Origin of the sequence: Enterobacter cloacae complex sp. SHL012 (assembly GCF_049237505.1) — a bacterium.
Taxonomy (GTDB): domain Bacteria; phylum Pseudomonadota; class Gammaproteobacteria; order Enterobacterales; family Enterobacteriaceae; genus Enterobacter; species Enterobacter kobei.
The window spans coordinates 451,083-468,429 of record NZ_JBMKIZ010000003.1; the positions used below are offsets into that span (position 1 = coordinate 451,083).

The 17,347-nt window shown below is 55.4% G+C and carries 16 protein-coding genes and 1 riboswitch; of the genes, 8 read left to right on the forward strand and 8 right to left on the reverse strand.

Annotation, left to right across the window (positions count from 1 at the left end; translation table 11 throughout):
- Positions 1-9 precede the first annotated feature (9 nt).
- Genes parE through nudF form a run of 5 tightly spaced genes read right to left on the reverse strand, consistent with a single transcriptional unit; the run spans position 10 to position 4,418 of the window.
- Entirely contained in the window at positions 10-1,902 is a 1,893-nt protein-coding gene (parE, locus tag ACOTY9_RS13265) for a DNA topoisomerase IV subunit B (RefSeq protein WP_179121208.1), read from the reverse strand.
- A gap of 28 nt (positions 1,903-1,930) precedes the next feature.
- The gene (yqiA, locus tag ACOTY9_RS13270; protein WP_023331317.1) at positions 1,931-2,512 is read right to left on the reverse strand and encodes an esterase YqiA; all 582 of its coding nucleotides are present in this window, start codon (positions 2,510-2,512) and stop codon (positions 1,931-1,933) included.
- Complete coding sequence (cpdA, locus tag ACOTY9_RS13275; RefSeq protein ID WP_014885258.1) at positions 2,512-3,339, reverse strand: 3',5'-cyclic-AMP phosphodiesterase; 828 nt, start codon at positions 3,337-3,339, stop codon at positions 2,512-2,514. The genes yqiA and cpdA overlap by 1 nt, the downstream gene beginning before the upstream one ends.
- A gap of 27 nt (positions 3,340-3,366) precedes the next feature.
- Positions 3,367-3,789 carry a DUF1249 family protein gene (locus ACOTY9_RS13280; protein ID WP_003862516.1) on the reverse strand — a complete coding sequence of 141 codons (423 nt, stop codon included), beginning with the start codon at positions 3,787-3,789 and terminating at the stop codon, positions 3,367-3,369.
- On the reverse strand, positions 3,786-4,418 hold the full coding sequence (nudF, locus tag ACOTY9_RS13285; protein WP_008502974.1) for an ADP-ribose diphosphatase: 633 nt from the start codon (positions 4,416-4,418) through the stop codon (positions 3,786-3,788). The genes ACOTY9_RS13280 and nudF overlap by 4 nt, the downstream gene beginning before the upstream one ends.
- Positions 4,419-4,616: 198 nt before the next feature.
- Here nudF and tolC point away from each other — a divergent pair, with 198 nt between their 5' ends.
- From tolC to ACOTY9_RS13300, 3 genes are all read left to right on the forward strand, one after another.
- Complete coding sequence (gene tolC, locus ACOTY9_RS13290) at positions 4,617-6,101, forward strand: outer membrane channel protein TolC (RefSeq protein ID WP_348565926.1); 1,485 nt, start codon at positions 4,617-4,619, stop codon at positions 6,099-6,101.
- 194 nt (positions 6,102-6,295) lie between these two features.
- Positions 6,296-6,961, forward strand: coding sequence for a DUF1190 family protein (locus ACOTY9_RS13295; protein WP_014885260.1), 666 nt, complete (start codon positions 6,296-6,298; stop codon positions 6,959-6,961).
- A 2-nt stretch (positions 6,962-6,963) separates the two neighbouring features.
- Positions 6,964-8,124 (forward strand): glutathionylspermidine synthase family protein, encoded by a 1,161-nt coding sequence (locus tag ACOTY9_RS13300; RefSeq protein WP_023337808.1) that lies wholly within the window; start codon positions 6,964-6,966, stop codon positions 8,122-8,124.
- 79 nt (positions 8,125-8,203) lie between these two features.
- Here the strand turns inward: ACOTY9_RS13300 and ygiD are convergent, their stop codons facing one another.
- Positions 8,204-8,992, reverse strand: coding sequence for a 4,5-DOPA dioxygenase extradiol (ygiD, locus tag ACOTY9_RS13305; RefSeq protein ID WP_014885262.1), 789 nt, complete (start codon positions 8,990-8,992; stop codon positions 8,204-8,206).
- Between the two features lie 523 nt (positions 8,993-9,515).
- On the opposite strand from ygiD, the gene ACOTY9_RS13310 reads away from it, so the two are divergent.
- The 4 genes from ACOTY9_RS13310 (at position 9,516) to ACOTY9_RS13325 (ending at position 14,403) form a co-directional block, all read left to right on the forward strand.
- Positions 9,516-10,076: a fimbrial protein gene (locus ACOTY9_RS13310; RefSeq protein WP_014885263.1), complete on the forward strand. Its 561-nt coding sequence runs from the start codon at positions 9,516-9,518 to the stop codon at positions 10,074-10,076.
- A 75-nt stretch (positions 10,077-10,151) separates the two neighbouring features.
- On the forward strand, positions 10,152-12,590 hold the full coding sequence (locus ACOTY9_RS13315; RefSeq protein ID WP_348565960.1) for a fimbria/pilus outer membrane usher protein: 2,439 nt from the start codon (positions 10,152-10,154) through the stop codon (positions 12,588-12,590).
- Positions 12,591-12,596: 6 nt separating this feature from the next.
- Positions 12,597-13,358 carry a fimbrial biogenesis chaperone gene (locus tag ACOTY9_RS13320; RefSeq protein ID WP_250128399.1) on the forward strand — a complete coding sequence of 254 codons (762 nt, stop codon included), beginning with the start codon at positions 12,597-12,599 and terminating at the stop codon, positions 13,356-13,358.
- A complete protein-coding gene (locus ACOTY9_RS13325) occupies positions 13,342-14,403 on the forward strand; it encodes a type 1 fimbrial protein (protein WP_014885266.1) in 1,062 nt (353 codons plus the stop codon). Before ACOTY9_RS13320 ends, ACOTY9_RS13325 begins: the two co-directional genes overlap by 17 nt.
- Before the next feature lie 44 nt (positions 14,404-14,447).
- On the opposite strand, the gene ribB is transcribed toward ACOTY9_RS13325, so the two are convergent.
- On the reverse strand, positions 14,448-15,101 hold the full coding sequence (gene ribB / locus ACOTY9_RS13330; protein ID WP_348565927.1) for a 3,4-dihydroxy-2-butanone-4-phosphate synthase: 654 nt from the start codon (positions 15,099-15,101) through the stop codon (positions 14,448-14,450).
- 106 nt (positions 15,102-15,207) lie between these two features.
- Positions 15,208-15,358, reverse strand: a riboswitch (FMN riboswitch).
- A gap of 119 nt (positions 15,359-15,477) precedes the next feature.
- Between ribB and ubiK the strand changes: the two genes are divergently transcribed.
- Positions 15,478-15,774: a ubiquinone biosynthesis accessory factor UbiK gene (ubiK, locus tag ACOTY9_RS13335; protein ID WP_348565928.1), complete on the forward strand. Its 297-nt coding sequence runs from the start codon at positions 15,478-15,480 to the stop codon at positions 15,772-15,774.
- Positions 15,775-15,877: 103 nt separating this feature from the next.
- Here the strand turns inward: ubiK and hldE are convergent, their stop codons facing one another.
- Positions 15,878-17,308, reverse strand: a complete 1,431-nt coding sequence (gene hldE, locus ACOTY9_RS13340; protein ID WP_023337812.1) for a bifunctional D-glycero-beta-D-manno-heptose-7-phosphate kinase/D-glycero-beta-D-manno-heptose 1-phosphate adenylyltransferase HldE — start codon at positions 17,306-17,308, stop codon at positions 15,878-15,880.
- Positions 17,309-17,347: the final 39 nt, after the last annotated feature.

Consider the following 17,347-nt stretch of genomic DNA (forward strand, 5'->3'; position numbering starts at 1 on the left):
GTGAGGGCATCAGGCCTCAATATCCGCCATATCACCCTTCTCCTGCAGCCAGTTACGTCGGTCTTCCGAACGTTTCTTGGCAAGGAGCATATCCATCATGGCATTCGTTTGCTGTTCGTCTTCGTCGCTGATGGTCAGCTGCACCAGACGGCGCGTATTCGGATCCAGCGTCGTTTCACGCAGCTGCATTGGGTTCATCTCACCCAGCCCTTTAAAGCGCTGGACGTTAGGCTTGCCCTTCTTACGCTTCAGCTGTTCCAGCACGCCCGCCTTCTCTTCTTCCGTCAGCGCGTAATAAACCTCTTTGCCGAGGTCGATACGGTACAGCGGCGGCAGCGCCACGTGGACGTGACCGTTTTTCACCAGCGTGCGGAAGTGCTTCACGAACAGCGCGCACAGCAGCGTGGCAATGTGCAGACCATCGGAGTCCGCATCCGCGAGGATACAGATCTTGCCGTAACGCAGCTGGCTCAGATCGTCGCTGTCAGGATCGATACCGATCGCTACGGAAATATCATGCACTTCCTGCGAAGCCAGCACTTCATCTGAAGAGACTTCCCAGGTGTTCAGGATCTTACCCTTAAGCGGCATGATCGCCTGATATTCACGATCGCGCGCCTGCTTGGCCGACCCGCCCGCCGAGTCCCCTTCCACGAGGAACAGCTCGGTACGGTTGAGGTCCTGTGCGGTACAGTCCGCCAGCTTGCCCGGCAGCGCAGGGCCGCTGGTCAGCTTTTTACGTACCACTTTCTTCGCCGCACGCAGACGGCGCTGGGCGCTGGAAATCGCCATTTCAGCCAGCATCTCTGCCGCCTGAACGTTCTGGTTCAGCCACAGGGTAAAGGCATCTTTCACCACGCCGGAGACGAATGCCGCACACTGACGTGACGACAGACGCTCTTTGGTCTGGCCGGCAAACTGCGGATCCTGCATCTTCACGGAGAGCACGTAGGCGCAGCGATCCCAGATATCTTCCGCCGACAGCTTCACGCCGCGCGGCAGAATGTTGCGGTATTCGCAGAACTCGCGCATCGCATCCAGCAGGCCCTGACGCAGGCCGTTGACGTGCGTACCGCCAAGCATGGTTGGAATCAGGTTGACGTAGCTTTCCGTCAGCAGCTCGCCGCCTTCCGGCAGCCACAGCAGCGCCCAGTCCACCGCTTCGGTGTCACCGCTAAAGTTACCGACGAACGGTTTTTCCGGCAGCGTCGGCAGGCCGTTTACCGCTTCGCACAGATAGTCATTAAGACCATCGGCGTAGCACCAGGTCTGCTGGGTGTTGTTGACATGATCGGTAAAGGTGATTTCTACGCCCGGACACAGCACCGCTTTCGCTTTCAGCAGGTGCGTCAGGCGAGAAACGGAAAAACGCGGGCTGTCGAAGAAGCTTTCGTCTGGCCAGAAGTGGACGCTGGTACCGGTGTTGCGTTTGCCGCATGTGCCGACAACCTGCAAATCCTGCACCTTTTCGCCGTTTTCAAACGCGATGTTATAGACCTGACCGTCGCGACGGACGTTCACTTCCACCCGTTTGGACAGGGCGTTAACCACAGAGATCCCCACGCCGTGCAAACCGCCGGAGAACTGGTAGTTTTTGTTGGAGAACTTACCGCCCGCGTGCAGACGACACAGGATCAGCTCAACGGCAGGCACGCCCTCTTCCGGGTGGATGTCCACCGGCATGCCGCGCCCGTCGTCGATAACTTCCAGCGACTGATCGGCATGCAGGATGACGTCAACGCGTTTGGCATGGCCCGCCAGCGCTTCGTCCACACTGTTATCAATAACTTCCTGGCCCAGGTGGTTTGGGCGCGTTGTATCGGTGTACATCCCCGGGCGGCGGCGAACCGGCTCAAGCCCGGTGAGGACCTCAATGGCATCAGCGTTATAGGTTTGCGTCATGATTTAAACTAGCAATTCGCATTGATTGTCAGTGGCTGTGCAGTCCAAGAAAATCGACAATCTGGGTGAAATGATTCTCAAAGCCCGTGAAAGCATGGTTTCCGCCTTCTTCTATAGTCTGGCGGCAGGATGCGTAATACGCCACTGCCTGGCGGTAATCCAGCACTTCATCACCCGTCTGTTGCAGCAGCCAGATGAGATCCGGCGCTTCAAGCGGGTCGACCTGCATAACTTTGAGATCGTAAATATGGCGTGACTCTAGCACATATTGCTGCCCGGTGTAGGGGTTCTCGTTTTCACCAAGAAAGTCCCTCAGCAGCTCAAATGGCCGTACCGCCGGATTCACCACAACGGCCGGCAGCATAAAGCATTGCGAGAGCCAGGTGGCGTAGTACCCGCCCAGCGATGAGCCGACCACACCAAACGATTCACCGCCGTGTTCAAGCACGATGGATTCGAGCATTTCCGCCGCCTCCGCCGGATAAGGCGGCAGCTGCGGGATAATCATCTCAACATGGGGGTGATGCTCGCTCAGCCACTGGCGAAACTGTGTCGCTTTTGCGGAGCGCGGCGAGCTGTTGAATCCGTGCAGATAAAGGAGCGTAGACATCAATAGCCTTCTGAAGCGGTATCTGGTCGGAATTGTGCGCCTGCCAGACGGCAGACTTCCGTGGTCAGCGTGCCGTCGGCATGCAGTTCCAGCCAGCGCCAGCCTGGCGCGATAGTATCCAGCGTAAAGTTGGCACAGTGCGGTTTAAACTGCACGCAGGTCGACGGCGTCGCCAGCATGCGGCGCCCGTTCCAGTCGAGATCCTGTTCCTGATGAATGTGTCCGCACAGCAGATGTTTCACGCGGGGGAACTTCGTCAGCACGCGATCCAGCGCGGCGGAGTTACGCAGGCTGTGTTGATCGAGCCAGCTGCAGCCCGCCGGGAGCGGATGATGATGCAGCAACAGCAGGGTATGACGTTCAGGTTCGGCAGCCAGTTTGGTCTCCAGCCAGTCGAGTTGAAACTCGCTTAACTCACCGTGCGGGACGCCAAATACCTGGCTGTCCAGCAGCAGGATCTGCCACTTTTCACCCGCAAAAACACACTTCGCCGGAGAAATCCCCGCGTCCTGGAGCGAGCTGTACATCGCGGGCTGGAAATCGTGGTTTCCCGGCAGCCAGACGCAAGGCACGCTAAAGCTCGCGATGCCTTCAGCAAAATGCTGGTAGGCCGCGGAGGATTGGTCCTGCGCCAGATCGCCTGTTGCAACTATCAGATCGCAGTCGCGATGTTCAGCGTGAATGGCGCTAAGTACTGCCTGATAGCTCTCCCAGGTATTTACCCCGAGCAGCGTCTCATGCTTTTCGGCAAAAAGGTGGGTATCGGTGATTTGTAATATCCTGACTGGCGCCCCACCAGCAACAGTCAGGTTCAACAGGCTTTCCAAATGGTGTCCTTAGGTAGGTTTATGACGCTAACAAACCGGAATCGCCATTGCTCCATGTGCTAAACAATATCTTAGCCAGTCGGCTAAAAACTGGTTAATTTGATGCTTTTCGTCGCGTTGATGCAACTTTTTATTCGGGTAATCATACCGCGCCTTGAAGCGAAAGATCTGCTGACTCGAACACACTTCAGCGACCATCGCATCATGATAGAGGCGCACCGTCATTGACGGCAGGCTCCAGTAGCTAATGCTGGGCGCCGTTTGTTCAATTTCGACCAGCGTAGTGTAGCGCGTTGATTCTGTTATCGTTAACCGATACTGCGCATTGCTCACCTGATAGCTTACCGTTTCGCCGGGTGCGTCATTTCTCGGCAGCAGGCGGCGCAATTGTGCGAAATTGGTTTCGCACAGGCGCATCATTTCTGGGAAGTCAGGTGTATAGCGCTTCATTTTTTCCACTCGTTTCGTAATGTCTGATAATGCAGTTGCAGCCATTGCAGGGCAATGACAGACGCTGCGTTGTCGATTTTCCCCTCTTCTACCCACTGATAAGCCTGTTCCCGGCTCACCACATGAACCCGAATATCTTCGTTTTCATCAGCCAGACCGTGGATCCCTTCCGCCGTCGTGGCGTCCACTTCGCCCACCATGATGGACAAGCGCTCGCTGGTGCCCCCCGGGCTCGCCAGATAACTCAACACCGGTTTTGTACGACCAACCACCAGCCCGGCCTCTTCCAGCGCCTCGCGGCGGGCGACGTCTTCAACCGTCTCGCCCTCTTCGATCATCCCGGCCACCATCTCCAGCAGCCACGGGCTCTCACTGACGTCATACGCGGCGATGCGGATCTGCTCCACCAGCACAACTTCATCACGCACTGGGTCAAAGGGTAGCAAGACAGCCGCATGTCCGCGCTCAAAAATTTCGCGTCTGATTTCGCCGCTCATTTCACCGTTAAACAGGCGATGCCTGAAACGGTAAAGATCCATTGAAAAAAAACCGCTATAAAGCGTTTCTCGTGCAATAATTTCTACATCGTTTTTGGCGAATGTCACGGGCAACTTTTCTGGTTTTTGCATGAGTCGAGTCCTGGTAGCAATGGTGATGAAATTGTGAATTTCAAGGCTGTTTGGCTGCCGTTTGTAAGGCTATATGGTAGATTGGTGCAAATTACCGCCAGATGGCACGTAACGCCAACCTTTTGGTGTGGATGATTCTGTTAGAATCGGCAATTATTTTTTAATTAGATCAGCGCTAATACTGCTTCACAACAAGGAATGCAAATGAAGAAATTGCTCCCCATCCTTATCGGCCTGAGCCTGACGGGCTTCAGTGCAATGAGCCAGGCGGAAAACCTGTTACAGGTCTACCAGCAGGCACGTCTGGGCAACCCTGATTTACGTAAATCAGCGGCCGATCGTGATGCTGCGTTTGAAAAGATTAACGAAGCGCGTAGCCCACTGCTGCCACAGTTAGGTTTAGGTGCAGATTATACCTACAGCAACGGTTTCCGCGACGCTAACGGCGTTAACTCCAATGCTACCAGCGCCTCACTGCAATTAACACAGACGCTGTTTGATATGTCCAAATGGCGTGCCCTGACCCTGCAGGAAAAGAGCGCGGGTATTCAGGACGTCACCTATCAGACCTATCAGCAGACGCTGATCCTGAACACGGCCACCGCGTATTTCAACGTGCTGAGCGCCATCGACGCGCTCTCCTACACTGAAGCGCAGAAACAGGCGATTTACCGTCAGTTGGATCAAACCACCCAGCGCTTCAACGTGGGTCTGGTGGCGATCACCGACGTACAAAACGCCCGTTCACAGTACGACACCGTGCTGGCTAACGAAGTGACCGCGCGTAATAACCTCGACAACGCGCTCGAAGCGCTGCGTCAGGTCACCGGCAACTACTATCCTGAGCTGGCCTCTCTGAACGTGGACAGCTTTAAGACGGATAAACCGCAGGCGGTTAACGCGCTGCTGAAAGAGGCGGAAAACCGCAACCTGAGCTTGCTGCAGGCGCGTCTGAGCCAGGATCTGGCCCGCGAGCAAATTCGTCAGGCGCAGGACGGTCACCTGCCAACCCTGAGCCTGAGCGCGTCAACCGGCGTCTCTGATACCAGCTACAGCGGCTCTAAAACCAATACGTCACAGTATGACGACAGCAATATGGGCCAGAACAAAGTGGGCCTGAGCTTCTCCCTGCCGCTGTACCAGGGTGGTCAGGTTAACTCGCAGGTGAAACAGGCGCAGTACAACTTTGTTGGCGCTAGCGAGCAGCTGGAAAGCGCGCACCGCAACGTGGTGCAGACCGTTCGCTCTTCCTTCAACAACGTGAACGCCTCTATCAGCAGCATCAACGCCTATAAACAGGCCGTGGTGTCTGCACAGAGCTCCCTGGATGCGATGGAAGCCGGTTACTCCGTGGGTACACGTACGATTGTTGACGTGCTCGACGCGACCACCACGTTGTACAACGCGAAACAGCAGCTCTCCAGCGCACGTTACCAGTACCTGATTAACCAGCTGAACATCAAACAGGCTCTGGGTACGCTGAACGAGCAGGATCTGCAGATGCTGAACAGCACGTTGGGCAAACCGGTTTCAACGTCGCCAGAAAGCGTCGCGCCTGAGAACCCGGATCAGGTTGCCGCCGTTGATAACTTCAACGCTAACGGTAGCACCCCTGCGGCACAGCCAGCCGCCGCGCGTAGCACGGCCCCCGCAAGCAGCGGTTCTAACCCGTTCCGTCATTAAGCATTGCCCGATGGCGCTTCGCTTATCGGGCCTACTTAATCGTAGGCCGGGTAAGCGAAGCGCCACCCGGCGCAAAATCACACCCGAACGTAAGCCAACGTAAAGATCCCCCTGATTCCGCCTCTCTTCGCTTCATTTTCAACCACTCATCCTCTATCCTGAGCGTTATTACCACTGGGTCCTGGAAGACAAATATGAAACGGACAAAAACGATTAATCACGCGTCGTTCCGCAAAAGCTGGAATGCGCGCCACCTCACTCCCGTTGCGCTGGCGGTTACGGCTGTCTTTATGCTGGCAGGCTGTGAGAAAAACGACGAAACGGTTTCGCTGTATCAAAACGCAGATGACTGTTCCGCTGCAACCGGTCAGGCCGCAGAATGTAAGACGGCGTACACCAACGCGCTGAAAGAAGCGGAACGCACTGCGCCGAAGTATGCCTCACGTGAAGACTGTGTGGCGGAGTTTGGTGAAGGCCAGTGCCAGCAGACGCCAGCTCAGGCAGGTATGGCGCCGGAAAATCAGGCGCAGGCGCAGTCCAGCGGCAGCTTCTGGATGCCATTAATGGCAGGTTACATGATGGGCCGCCTGATGGGTGGCGGCGCGGGTTACCAGCAGCAGCCGCTGTTTAGCTCGAAAAACCCGGCCAGCCCGGCCTATGGTCAATATACCGATGCCAGCGGCAAAGGCTACGGCGCAGCAACCCCGGGCCGTACCGTGACCGTTCCGAAAACCGCAATGGCGCCGAAACCTGCGACCACCAACACCATCACTCGCGGTGGGTTTGGTGAGTCTGTGGCGAAACAGACCAGCATGCAGCGCAGTGCGTCAGGCACCTCTAGTCGCTCAATGGGCGGCTGATCATGGAACGAGTCAGTATTACCGAACGCCCGGACTGGCGCGAAAAAGCGACCGAGTACGGGTTTAACTTCCACACCATGTACGGGGAACCGTACTGGTGTGAAGATGCTTACTACAAGCTCACGCTCGCTCAGGTGGAAAAGCTTGAAGACGTGACCGCAGAACTGCACCAGATGTGCCTGAAAGTGGTGGAGAAAGTCATCGACAGCGACGAGCTGATGACCAAATTCCGCATTCCAAAGCACACCTGGAGCTTTGTTCGTCAGTCATGGAAAACGAATCAGCCTTCGCTCTACTCTCGCCTCGATCTGGCATGGGACGGCGTGGGCGAGCCTAAGCTTCTGGAAAACAACGCGGATACGCCAACCTCTCTGTACGAGGCGGCATTCTTCCAGTGGATTTGGCTGGAAGATCAGATGAACGCCGGAAACCTGCCGGCAGGCAGCGACCAGTTCAACAGCCTGCAGGAGAAGCTTATCGCGCGTTTCGCCGAGCTGCGCGAGCAGTTTGGCTTCAACCTGCTGCACCTCGCCTGCTGCCGCGACACGGAAGAAGACCGTGGAACGGTGCAGTATCTGCAGGACTGTGCCGCCGAAGCCGACGTGGCGACTGAATTCCTTTATATCGAAGATATCGGTTTGGGAGAAAAAGGTCAGTTTACGGATATGCAGGATCAGGTGATCAGCAACCTCTTCAAGCTCTATCCGTGGGAATACATGCTGCGCGAAATGTTCTCCACCAAGCTGGAAGATGCGGGCGTGCGCTGGCTGGAACCAGCATGGAAAAGCATTATCTCTAACAAAGCTCTGCTGCCGATGCTGTGGGAAATGTTCCCGAACCACCCAAACCTGCTGCCAGCGTATTTTGCAGAAGATGATTTCCCGCCGATGGAGAAATACGTCGTTAAGCCGATTTTCTCCCGCGAAGGCGCGAACGTGTCGATTATCGAAAACGGCAAAACGGTGGAAGCGGTTGAAGGACCGTACGGCGAAGAAGGGATGATCGTCCAGGCATTCTATCAACTGCCGAAGTTTGGCGACAGCTATACGCTGATTGGCAGCTGGCTGATTAACGACCAGCCCGCCGGGATTGGCATTCGCGAAGATCGCGCGCTTATCACGCAGGATCTGTCACGGTTCTATCCGCATATTTTTGTAGAGTAAGATCTGCCGGGTGGCGGCTTCGCCTGACCCGGCCTACGGTTTTGTAGGCCCGGTAAGCGTAGCGCCACCGGGCATGTTTTCACCCTACCTGCACCGACAGCATACTCAAACTACCCATCTCAATACCATCGACCGGGAGTGTCACCGGCTCCTGACCATCCCACGCGCCAAGAACGTACAGCAGCGGCAGGAAGTGTTCCGGCGTCGGGTTAGAGAGCGAACCGCCTTCGTGATCCAGATAGTTCACTAACGGGTGCTCTTCACCCGGTCCCTGCCAGGTCAGATTGGCTTTCACGTAATCGTTGAAAGCAGTAGCCCACGGGTACGGCGTATTTTCACCGTGCCAGCGTGCCGTGCGCAGGTTATGCACCACGTTGCCGCTCGCCACCAGCATGATGCCTTCATCACGCAGCGTCGCCAGCTTACGCCCCATTTCCAGATGCCAGGCTGCCGGTTTGGTGCTGTCGATGCTGAGCTGCACCATCGGGATATCCGCATCAGGATACATTTTAATCAGCACGCCCCACGAGCCGTGGTCAAAGCCCCAGGCCTCTTTATCCAGCGCTACAGGAACAGGCGCCAGCAGTTCGACCAGACGCTCTGCCAGTGCAGGCGAGCCCGGTGCCGGATAGTGCGTGTCATAAAGCGCCTGCGGGAAGCCGCCAAAATCATGTATGGTTTTTGGCGTTTCCATGGCGGTCACGCCCGTTCCCCGGGTGAACCAGTGTGCAGATACCACCACAATCGCTTTCGGCCGCGGCAACGTCTCCCCCAGCTGACGCCAGGCGCGGGTATAGACGTTGTCTTCGAGAACATTCATTGGGCTTCCGTGGCCTATAAACAGGGCGGGCATACGGGAAGAAGTCATGATGATATCCTTACAGAAGGTGTTAATTTAATGGTGCTACATTACGCGCAATCTGGCGCAGATGAACGCAGATAAGCATGAAGATCATCATCAGGAAATTTGAACATCCGGAACAACTTAAGAAAAGATGAATGTCAGCGATGGGATTGAGCCTGGTTCTGCGCCAGGCAGCAGGCATCGGCGGTGGCAAACATACTAAAAATTAATAAATTCAATGAAAAAATAGTACTCACTGATAGTCTCTTTTTTTTACACGTATTTTTACATTTATTTATTTCCTGAAAGTCAACTTTTAAATAAGACATTATTATCGCTAATATGACCATTGTTTCACGCGACTGAAAAATCCATTTTTCGCTGTTAATCCGATACTAAAGATCACTTCAGATTATATTTTAATGTTGACTACATTTATTTTTAAGAGCAATTAATCGCACTCACTCTTTTTTCACAGGTATAATCTCATGGTAATTTTCTGAAAATTAATATTCAGAGTATGAATTCATTGGAAAAGGATATTTTCATGCATGCAGGTAAAAAAGCACTGTTAGCCGTTGCGATGGCAACAATTGTCTCTGGTTCAGCATTTGCCGCCGATCAGGGCTCCGGGAAAATTAAATTTAAAGGCGTTGTTATTGACGCGCCTTGCAGCATTGCACCAGACAGCGTTGATAAAGAGGTGGATCTCGGTGAAGTGACCACCGCCGTCATCAATGCAAACAAGAAGTCCACCCCCGTTGCGGTAGATATTAACCTGCAGAACTGCGTTCTGTCAGATCCCGACGATGAGACGGCGACGCCAATAACCAAAGTGGAAGTGACGTTCAGCAGCACCGCCACCTACGCATCAGATACCAGCCTTCTGAGCAACACCTATGCAAGCGGTGCTGAAAACGTCGGTGTCCGTCTGCTGGACAACGACGAAGCAAACATCACCCTTGGCTCGGCAAAAACGGTGGATCTGCTGCCTAATTCAGACACCCAGACGCTGCACTTTAAAGCGCGCATGGAAGTGCCAACAGGTACCACTGCCACCGCGGGCCAGGTTGAAGCTAACGCCAACTATGTGCTGATGTATAAATAACGATTAAACATGATCCGTTATACCGACTGGTGATGTTTACCAGTCGGCTTTTTTATTTATTCGAGTAACAGAATGATGAAAAATAAATCACAATCGATAATCATCATTACTGCCATCTTGCTTGCGCACGCCGCCTCTGCCACTGAATTTAATATTAATGCTATCGATAAAGATTTACGGTCTGGCATTGATCTCTCTCGCTTTAAAGAAGAGACGTCCGTTACGCCAGGACGTTATTTTGTCACCGTCGCGATCAACGATATTCCACTGGCAAACGGCTGGGAACTGACCTGGAAAGAGGTTGATAACAAAGCCGAAGTCTGTATTCCCGCAGAACTGGCAGACACCTTTGGCCTGCAGGACACTATTCGTCAGACCCTAACGCTTAAACAGGGCTGCGTGGATTTTACCCCGCAGGCGGATATTAAATTCCGCTTCGAGCAATCAACCCAAACGCTGCACGTCACCGTACCTCAGGCCATGATGCAATTTCGTCCGAACGACTGGATGCCCCCCTCCACCTGGGACAACGGCGTGGCCGGCGTGCTGCTGGACTACAACCTCTTTGCCAGCCATTATCAGCCACAGGAAGGTAGCAGCACGGATAACGCGAACGCCTACGGTACCGCAGGTGCCAACCTGGGTGCATGGCGTCTACGTAGCGATTATCAGTACAATCAAACGCATGCCGAGGGAGGGTCAACCCATAACGGCCGCTTCTCACGCGTCTATATGTTCCGTCCTCTGCCGACGCTTGGCGCGAAACTGACGCTGGGTGAGACAGACTTTCAGTCCGCTATCTTTGATGCCTTTACCTATACCGGGGCGTCGCTGATCAGCGATGAGCGCATGCTGCCCTGGTCTCTTCGCGGCTATGCACCGCAAATCGCCGGGATTGCGCAAACTAATGCCACCGTCACGGTGAGTCTCGCTGACCGCGTGATTTATCAAACTAAGGTGCCACCCGGCCCGTTTGTCATTCAGGATTTGAACCAATCCGTCCAGGGCACGCTGGACGTTAAAATTACCGAAGACGATGGCCGCGTGAGCACGTTTCAGGTGTCCGCCGCCTCCGTGCCCTTCCTGACGCGTAAGGGCCAGGTTCGCTACAAGCTTGCCGTGGGCAAACCCCGCGAAGATGCATCGCATGCCCTTGAAGACAGTGCCTTTATGAGCGGCGAGTTCTCGTGGGGCCTGTTCTCCAATACCTCACTGTACGGCGGCACGCTCGCCGATGGCGATAATTATCGCTCCATCGCAGCGGGCATCGGACAAAACCTCGCGCTGATCGGGGCCCTCTCCTTCGATGTGACCCAGGCGACCAGCCAGCTCCCGAACAAGCCCTCTCAGACGGGTTACAGCTATCGCTTCAACTACAGCAAACGCTTTGATACCACGGGAAGCCAGCTTACCCTGGCCAGCTACCGCTACTCCGACCCGCAGTTCCTCAGCTACGCACGCTTCCTGGACAGCGAAAATAATGACAGCCAGTCGGAAAAACAGACGTTTAGCATCACGGCCAGCCAGTACATTCCCGCGCTGTCACTCAATCTCTACCTTAGCCTGCTCCGACAGACCTGGTGGGACGAAGCGCCATCCAATACGGGCAGCCTGACCGCGGGGTATAACTTCGATCTGGGCCGCTGGAAAAACCTTGGCGTTTCGGCATCGTTCAGCAAAACCCACTATCAAGATCGCGAGGACGACAATCAGTTCTACCTGTCTCTCAGCGTGCCGCTGGATCCTGACCATCGCCTCAGCTATGACCTGCGCAACAGCGACAACCTGAGCCAGACCCTCTCGTGGTACGACACCTCTGACAAGAACAACACCTGGGGCGTTTCTGCCGGTACCGAAAGTCAGCAGACCGATGCAGGCGCGCAGTTCAGCGGAAACTACCAGCACTACTCCCCGCTCGGCGATCTCAACGTTTCCGGAAGTTATAAGGCGAATGACTACAGCTCCCTCAGCGCCAGCTGGAATGGGTCCTTCACCGGTACGGCAAAAGGCATGGCCCTGCACCGCCGCAGCTACGGCAACGAACCGCGTGTCATGGTGAGCACGGACGGCATCAGCAATATTCCGCTAAACATGTCGCGTGACCAGACCAACGCCTTCGGGATCGGTGTGCTTCCTTCGTTCTCCAGCTACTCACCGTCGAGCGTGCAGGTCAACCTGAACGATCTCCCCGAAGGCGTAGACGTGGATAACCGCGTCATGACTTCGACCTGGACAGAAGGGGCCATCGGCTACCGCCAGATCGCCACCCGGGCGGGAAATGATGTTCTGGGCATCCTGCGAACCGCGTCAGGCATGCCGCCGCTGGGTGCCCGCGTCCAGATGGCGGATAGCGGTAAAGACGTGGGTATCGTCGCCGACGAGGGCCATGTCTGGCTGGGCGCCGTACAGCCCGAGCAGCAATTCCTGGTAACCTGGGGCGACGCCAGCCAGTGTCGCTTCACGCTACCTTCACACCTCACTAACCTTTCGCAGCTTATGCTGCCGTGTCAGTAAATTATGATGAAACTCACTCCACTGAAAAGCCTGTGCCTGATGTTGATCGGTACAGCATTCGCTACCCAGGCGGCCATCAATCTGGATCGTACCCGCATCGTCTTTCCCGAAACCGACAAGGCCAGCAGCCTGAAGGTCGATAACCAGAGCAAAACGCTCCCCTATCTTGCGCTCTCCTGGATCGAAGACGAAAACGGTCGTAAGGAAGACAGCCACTTTATGGCGCTTCCTCCGATCCAGCGCATTGAGCCCGGATCGTCATCCCAGGTCAGGATCGTGAAGCAGGCGGCCACCAGCGCGCTGCCAAAAGATCGGGAATCGCTCTTCTACTTCAACCTGCGCGAAGTGCCACCAAAAAGCGCCAGCCTCGACGATGATCGCAGCGTCATGCAGGTCGCCATGCAGAGCCGTATCAAGCTGTTCTGGCGCCCGAAGGCTATCGTGAAAAAAGCAGGCGATCGTTCTGAAATGCGCATGGAGGTGACGGCAACGGCAAAAGGGCTGACAATTCATAACCCTACACCTTATTACCTCACCCTCGCCTGGCTAAGCAAAAATGGTAAAGCCATGCTGCCCGGCTTTGACAGCCTGATGCTGGCACCCTTTGCCAGCGCCTCTGTCACCACCGGCGGCTATCACGGCAGCTATTACAGCATTGGTTATATCGACGATTACGGCGCACTGCGAAAGCTTGACGCGACCTGTCAGGGGACGTCGACCTGCCAACTTAAGGATGCGAAGGCCACAAGCGATGCGAAAGCTCACTAATGTTTTGATCGCGATGCTGCTGGCGCTGCTGCCCTTAAAAGCCGCGCTGGCGCTCGATTGCTATCTGGGCGCTCAGGGCGGCCCGGTGGAAGAGACAAAAACGATCAGTCCGTTTGCTATCCCCAGCAATGCACAGGTGGGGCAAAAGATCTGGGAATCTGACGACATTAAAATCCCGGTCACCTGCAACCACGATGTGGCCGGCAGCTTCGAAAAAGAGGACGTCTATGCCTGGGTCAACCCCTATCCAGCCGCTTCCGACCCTTACTACGAGCTGGGGGTCACCTATGAAGGCATGGATTATGACGCGACGGGACAGCCAAACGGCGTAGATACCCGCCAGTGCCTTGATAATAACAACATCACCATGTACACCCCGGAACAAATCAAGCAAATGGGGTGGGAGAACCGGCTATGCTCAGGCAATGCCAATGATATTCACACCACGCGCACGTTCATTGCCCGACTGCGCCTTTACGTTCGTATAAAGGCCGTTCCGCCGCACGGCTATAAAAGTTCGCTGGGGGACTACGTCGTGGTGCAGTTTGACGGAAAAGGCGGGGTCAACCAGATGGCCGATGCAAAAAACCTCAAGTACCACATTAACGGATTAGAAAACATTACCGTCCTCGACTGCGGCGCAACGTTCAGTATTTATCCTGAAAACCAGGAGATTGATTTCGGTACCTTCAGTGCGCGCGACATCGTGAATCAGCAAACGCGCAACCGCACCTTTACGGTTAAAACCACGAAAGTGCAGGACGCCCAGTGTTCAGATGGCTTTAAAATGGACTCATCGTTTTACACGACGGAGTCGCTCTCCGAAAACGACACTGCCCTGTTGATTGGAAATGGCTTAAAGCTACGTATCCTCAATGGAACCCAGCCTTATACCTTCAACCACTACGAAGAGTATGCGGATTTCACCGGGAGTACGTTGAACTATGAACAAACCTATACCGCGGAGCTCTCCCCCGACGCGGGAAAAGCCATTCAGTCAGGTCCGTTCGAAACGGTGGTGCTGTTTAAAATTAACTACCACTAGCCACAAAAAAGCCGGGTTTCCCCGGCTTTTTCACATCAGCGGTTTCAGCTGGCTTTGCGCTCGTGCACCTGGCGGTACTCCACCAGATCTTCAATCGTGACTACCGGCATGTTGTGCAGACGCGCAAAGGTAATGCACTCCGGCGCGCGCGCCATGGTGCCATCATCGTTGGTCAATTCACACAGCACGCCAGCAGGTTTAAAGCCTGCCAGGGTCACCAGATCGATAGTCGCTTCGGTATGACCACCACGGGTCAGCACGCCGCCCGGCTGCGCACGCAGCGGGAAGACGTGGCCAGGACGGTGCAGATCGGAGGGTTTCGCCCCATCCGCAATGGCTGCACGCACGGTGGTCAAACGGTCAGCCGCCGACACACCAGTGGTTACGCCATGTGCAGCTTCAATGGTCACGGTAAAACCGGTCCCAAAGGCGCTGGTGTTGTTTTCAACCATCATTGGCAGATCAAGCTGCTGGCGGCGTTCTTCGTTGATACACAGGCATACGATGCCGCTACCGTGACGGATGGTCAGCGCCATCTGCTCAACGGTCATGTTTTCGGCAGCGAAAATCATGTCGCCTTCGTTTTCACGGTTTTCATCGTCAAGCACCATCACACCGCGGCCTTCGCGCAGTGCATCCAGTGCATGTTCAACACGTTGAATTGAAGTGCCAAAAGAGGAAAGTAGCGTCTGATTCATGGTAAAAAAACCTCATTAACATTATGGTTACCAGAATCAGGGCAGTCTTAGGAGCGCCGAACAAGCGGCAAAAAGATAACGTGAGCGGGCCCATGCCCGACTGGATCGTTACTCTCTCCCATCCGGACTCTAACCGTCGGCCCCGGAATTACACCGGATCTGCTGACCTTTGAGTAGTCACCCAAAGCGCTCGCGGGCTTTCAGCGTGAAGCTGATTTACCGCCGGTGGGGAATTTCGCCCCGCCCTGAGAATAAGCGAGATAACTATAACGCTATTGATTATGCTGGGCAATGCATAAGCATCAAACAATTTTGTTTACCCCGGGCATGACGCGCTACAATGGACACTGACACCTTTCCATCAAGGGAAACGACAATGATTGACCCAAAGAAAATTGAGCAAATTGCGCGTCAGGTTCATGAATCCATGCCAAAAGGCATTCGTGAATTTGGTGATGACGTTGAGAAGAAAATCCGCCAGACGCTGCAGGCGCAGTTGGTTCGCCTTGATTTAGTTAGCCGCGAAGAGTTCGACGTGCAGACGCAGGTTCTGCTGCGCACCCGCGAGAAGCTGGCGCTGCTGGAACAGCGTCTGAGCGAGCTGGAAAACCGTCATGCACCGGATGAAGTGAAGCCGGCACCGGCGATTCCACCGGTGGATGATCAGGCATAAGTGCGGCCTGTTGTGCCCGGTGGCGCTTCGCTTACCGGGCCTACATGATCCCGGCGCAGCCGCCACGCGACATGAAAAAAACGGGCCAACTGGCCCGTTTTTTTTACTGACTGTCTTTCTGGATCTTCCTGATGATGTTGGTGGTTGAACATCCGTCCTCAAAGTTGAGCACCATCACTTCACCACCGTTGGCCCAGACCTCTTCGCTACCTGCGATTTGCTCCGGCTTGTAATCACCGCCTTTGACCAGCAGGTCCGGCAGAATGCCAGCAATCAGGCGCTGCGGGGTATCTTCTTCAAACGACACCACCCAGTCCACCGCTTCCAGCGCGCCGAGCACAATCATGCGCTGCTCCAGCGGGTTCACCGGACGTGTTTCGCCTTTCAGACGTTTGGTCGACGCATCGCTGTTGACCGCCACAATCAGACGATCGCCCAGCTTGCGCGCATTCGCCAGATAAGAGACGTGACCCGCATGCAGAATGTCGAACACGCCGTTGGTCATCACCACTTTCTCGCCGCGTTTACGCGCAGCGGCAACAGCCACTTTCAGCTCGTCTTCGGTCATGACGCCAAAACCGGTGTCGGCACGCCCGCGCACCGCGTTTTCCAGCTCGATAGGGGAAACGGTTGAGGTCCCGAGTTTGCCGACGACCACACCCGCCGCAGCGTTCGCGAAGTAGCAGGCCTCTTCCAGGGAGTTACCCGCTGCCAGCGTCGCCGCCAGCACGCCGATCACCGTATCACCGGCACCGGTCACGTCGTACACTTCCTGCGCCTGGGTTGGCATATGTAGCGGCGCTTTGCCCGGCTGCAGCAGCGTCATCCCCTGCTCGGAGCGGGTCACCAGCAGCGCAGACAGCTCGAAGTCAGCAATGATCTTCATGCCGCGTTCAACCAGTTCTTCTTCGGTTTTGCACTTGCCCGCCACCGCTTCGAACTCAGAGAGGTTTGGCGTCAGCAGCGTCGCGCCGCGATAGCGCTCAAAATCGGTGCCTTTCGGGTCAATCAGCACCGGCACGTTAGCCTTACGCGCCAGCTGAATCATCGTCTGCACGCTCGCCAGCGCACCTTTCGCGTAGTCGGACAGCACCAGCGCACCGATATTACCCAGCGCCTGGTTAATGCGCTCGTGCAGCGGCTCAGGATCAACGCCTTCAAACCCTTCTTCAAAGTCGAGGCGGATCAGCTGCTGGTTGCGCGACAGCACGCGCAGCTTGGTAATCGTTGGGTGGGTCGGAACAGAAACGAAGTCGCACTTCACGTTCACGTCCGCCAGCGACTTGCTCAGCGCACGCGCCGCATCGTCGATGCCGGTCAGGCCAACCAGACGCGACTGTGCGCCCAGGGAGGCAATGTTCATCGCCACGTTTGCCGCGCCGCCGGGACGCTCTTCAATGGTGTCGACCTTAACCACCGGTACCGGCGCTTCCGGAGAGATACGGCTGGTTGGCCCATACCAGTAGCGATCCAGCATCACATCCCCGACAACCATTACTCCAGCACGTTCAAACTCTGGCAGTGTTACTTTCATTCCTGACTCCAGAAAGATTCACAATTTGCGCGCGATAAT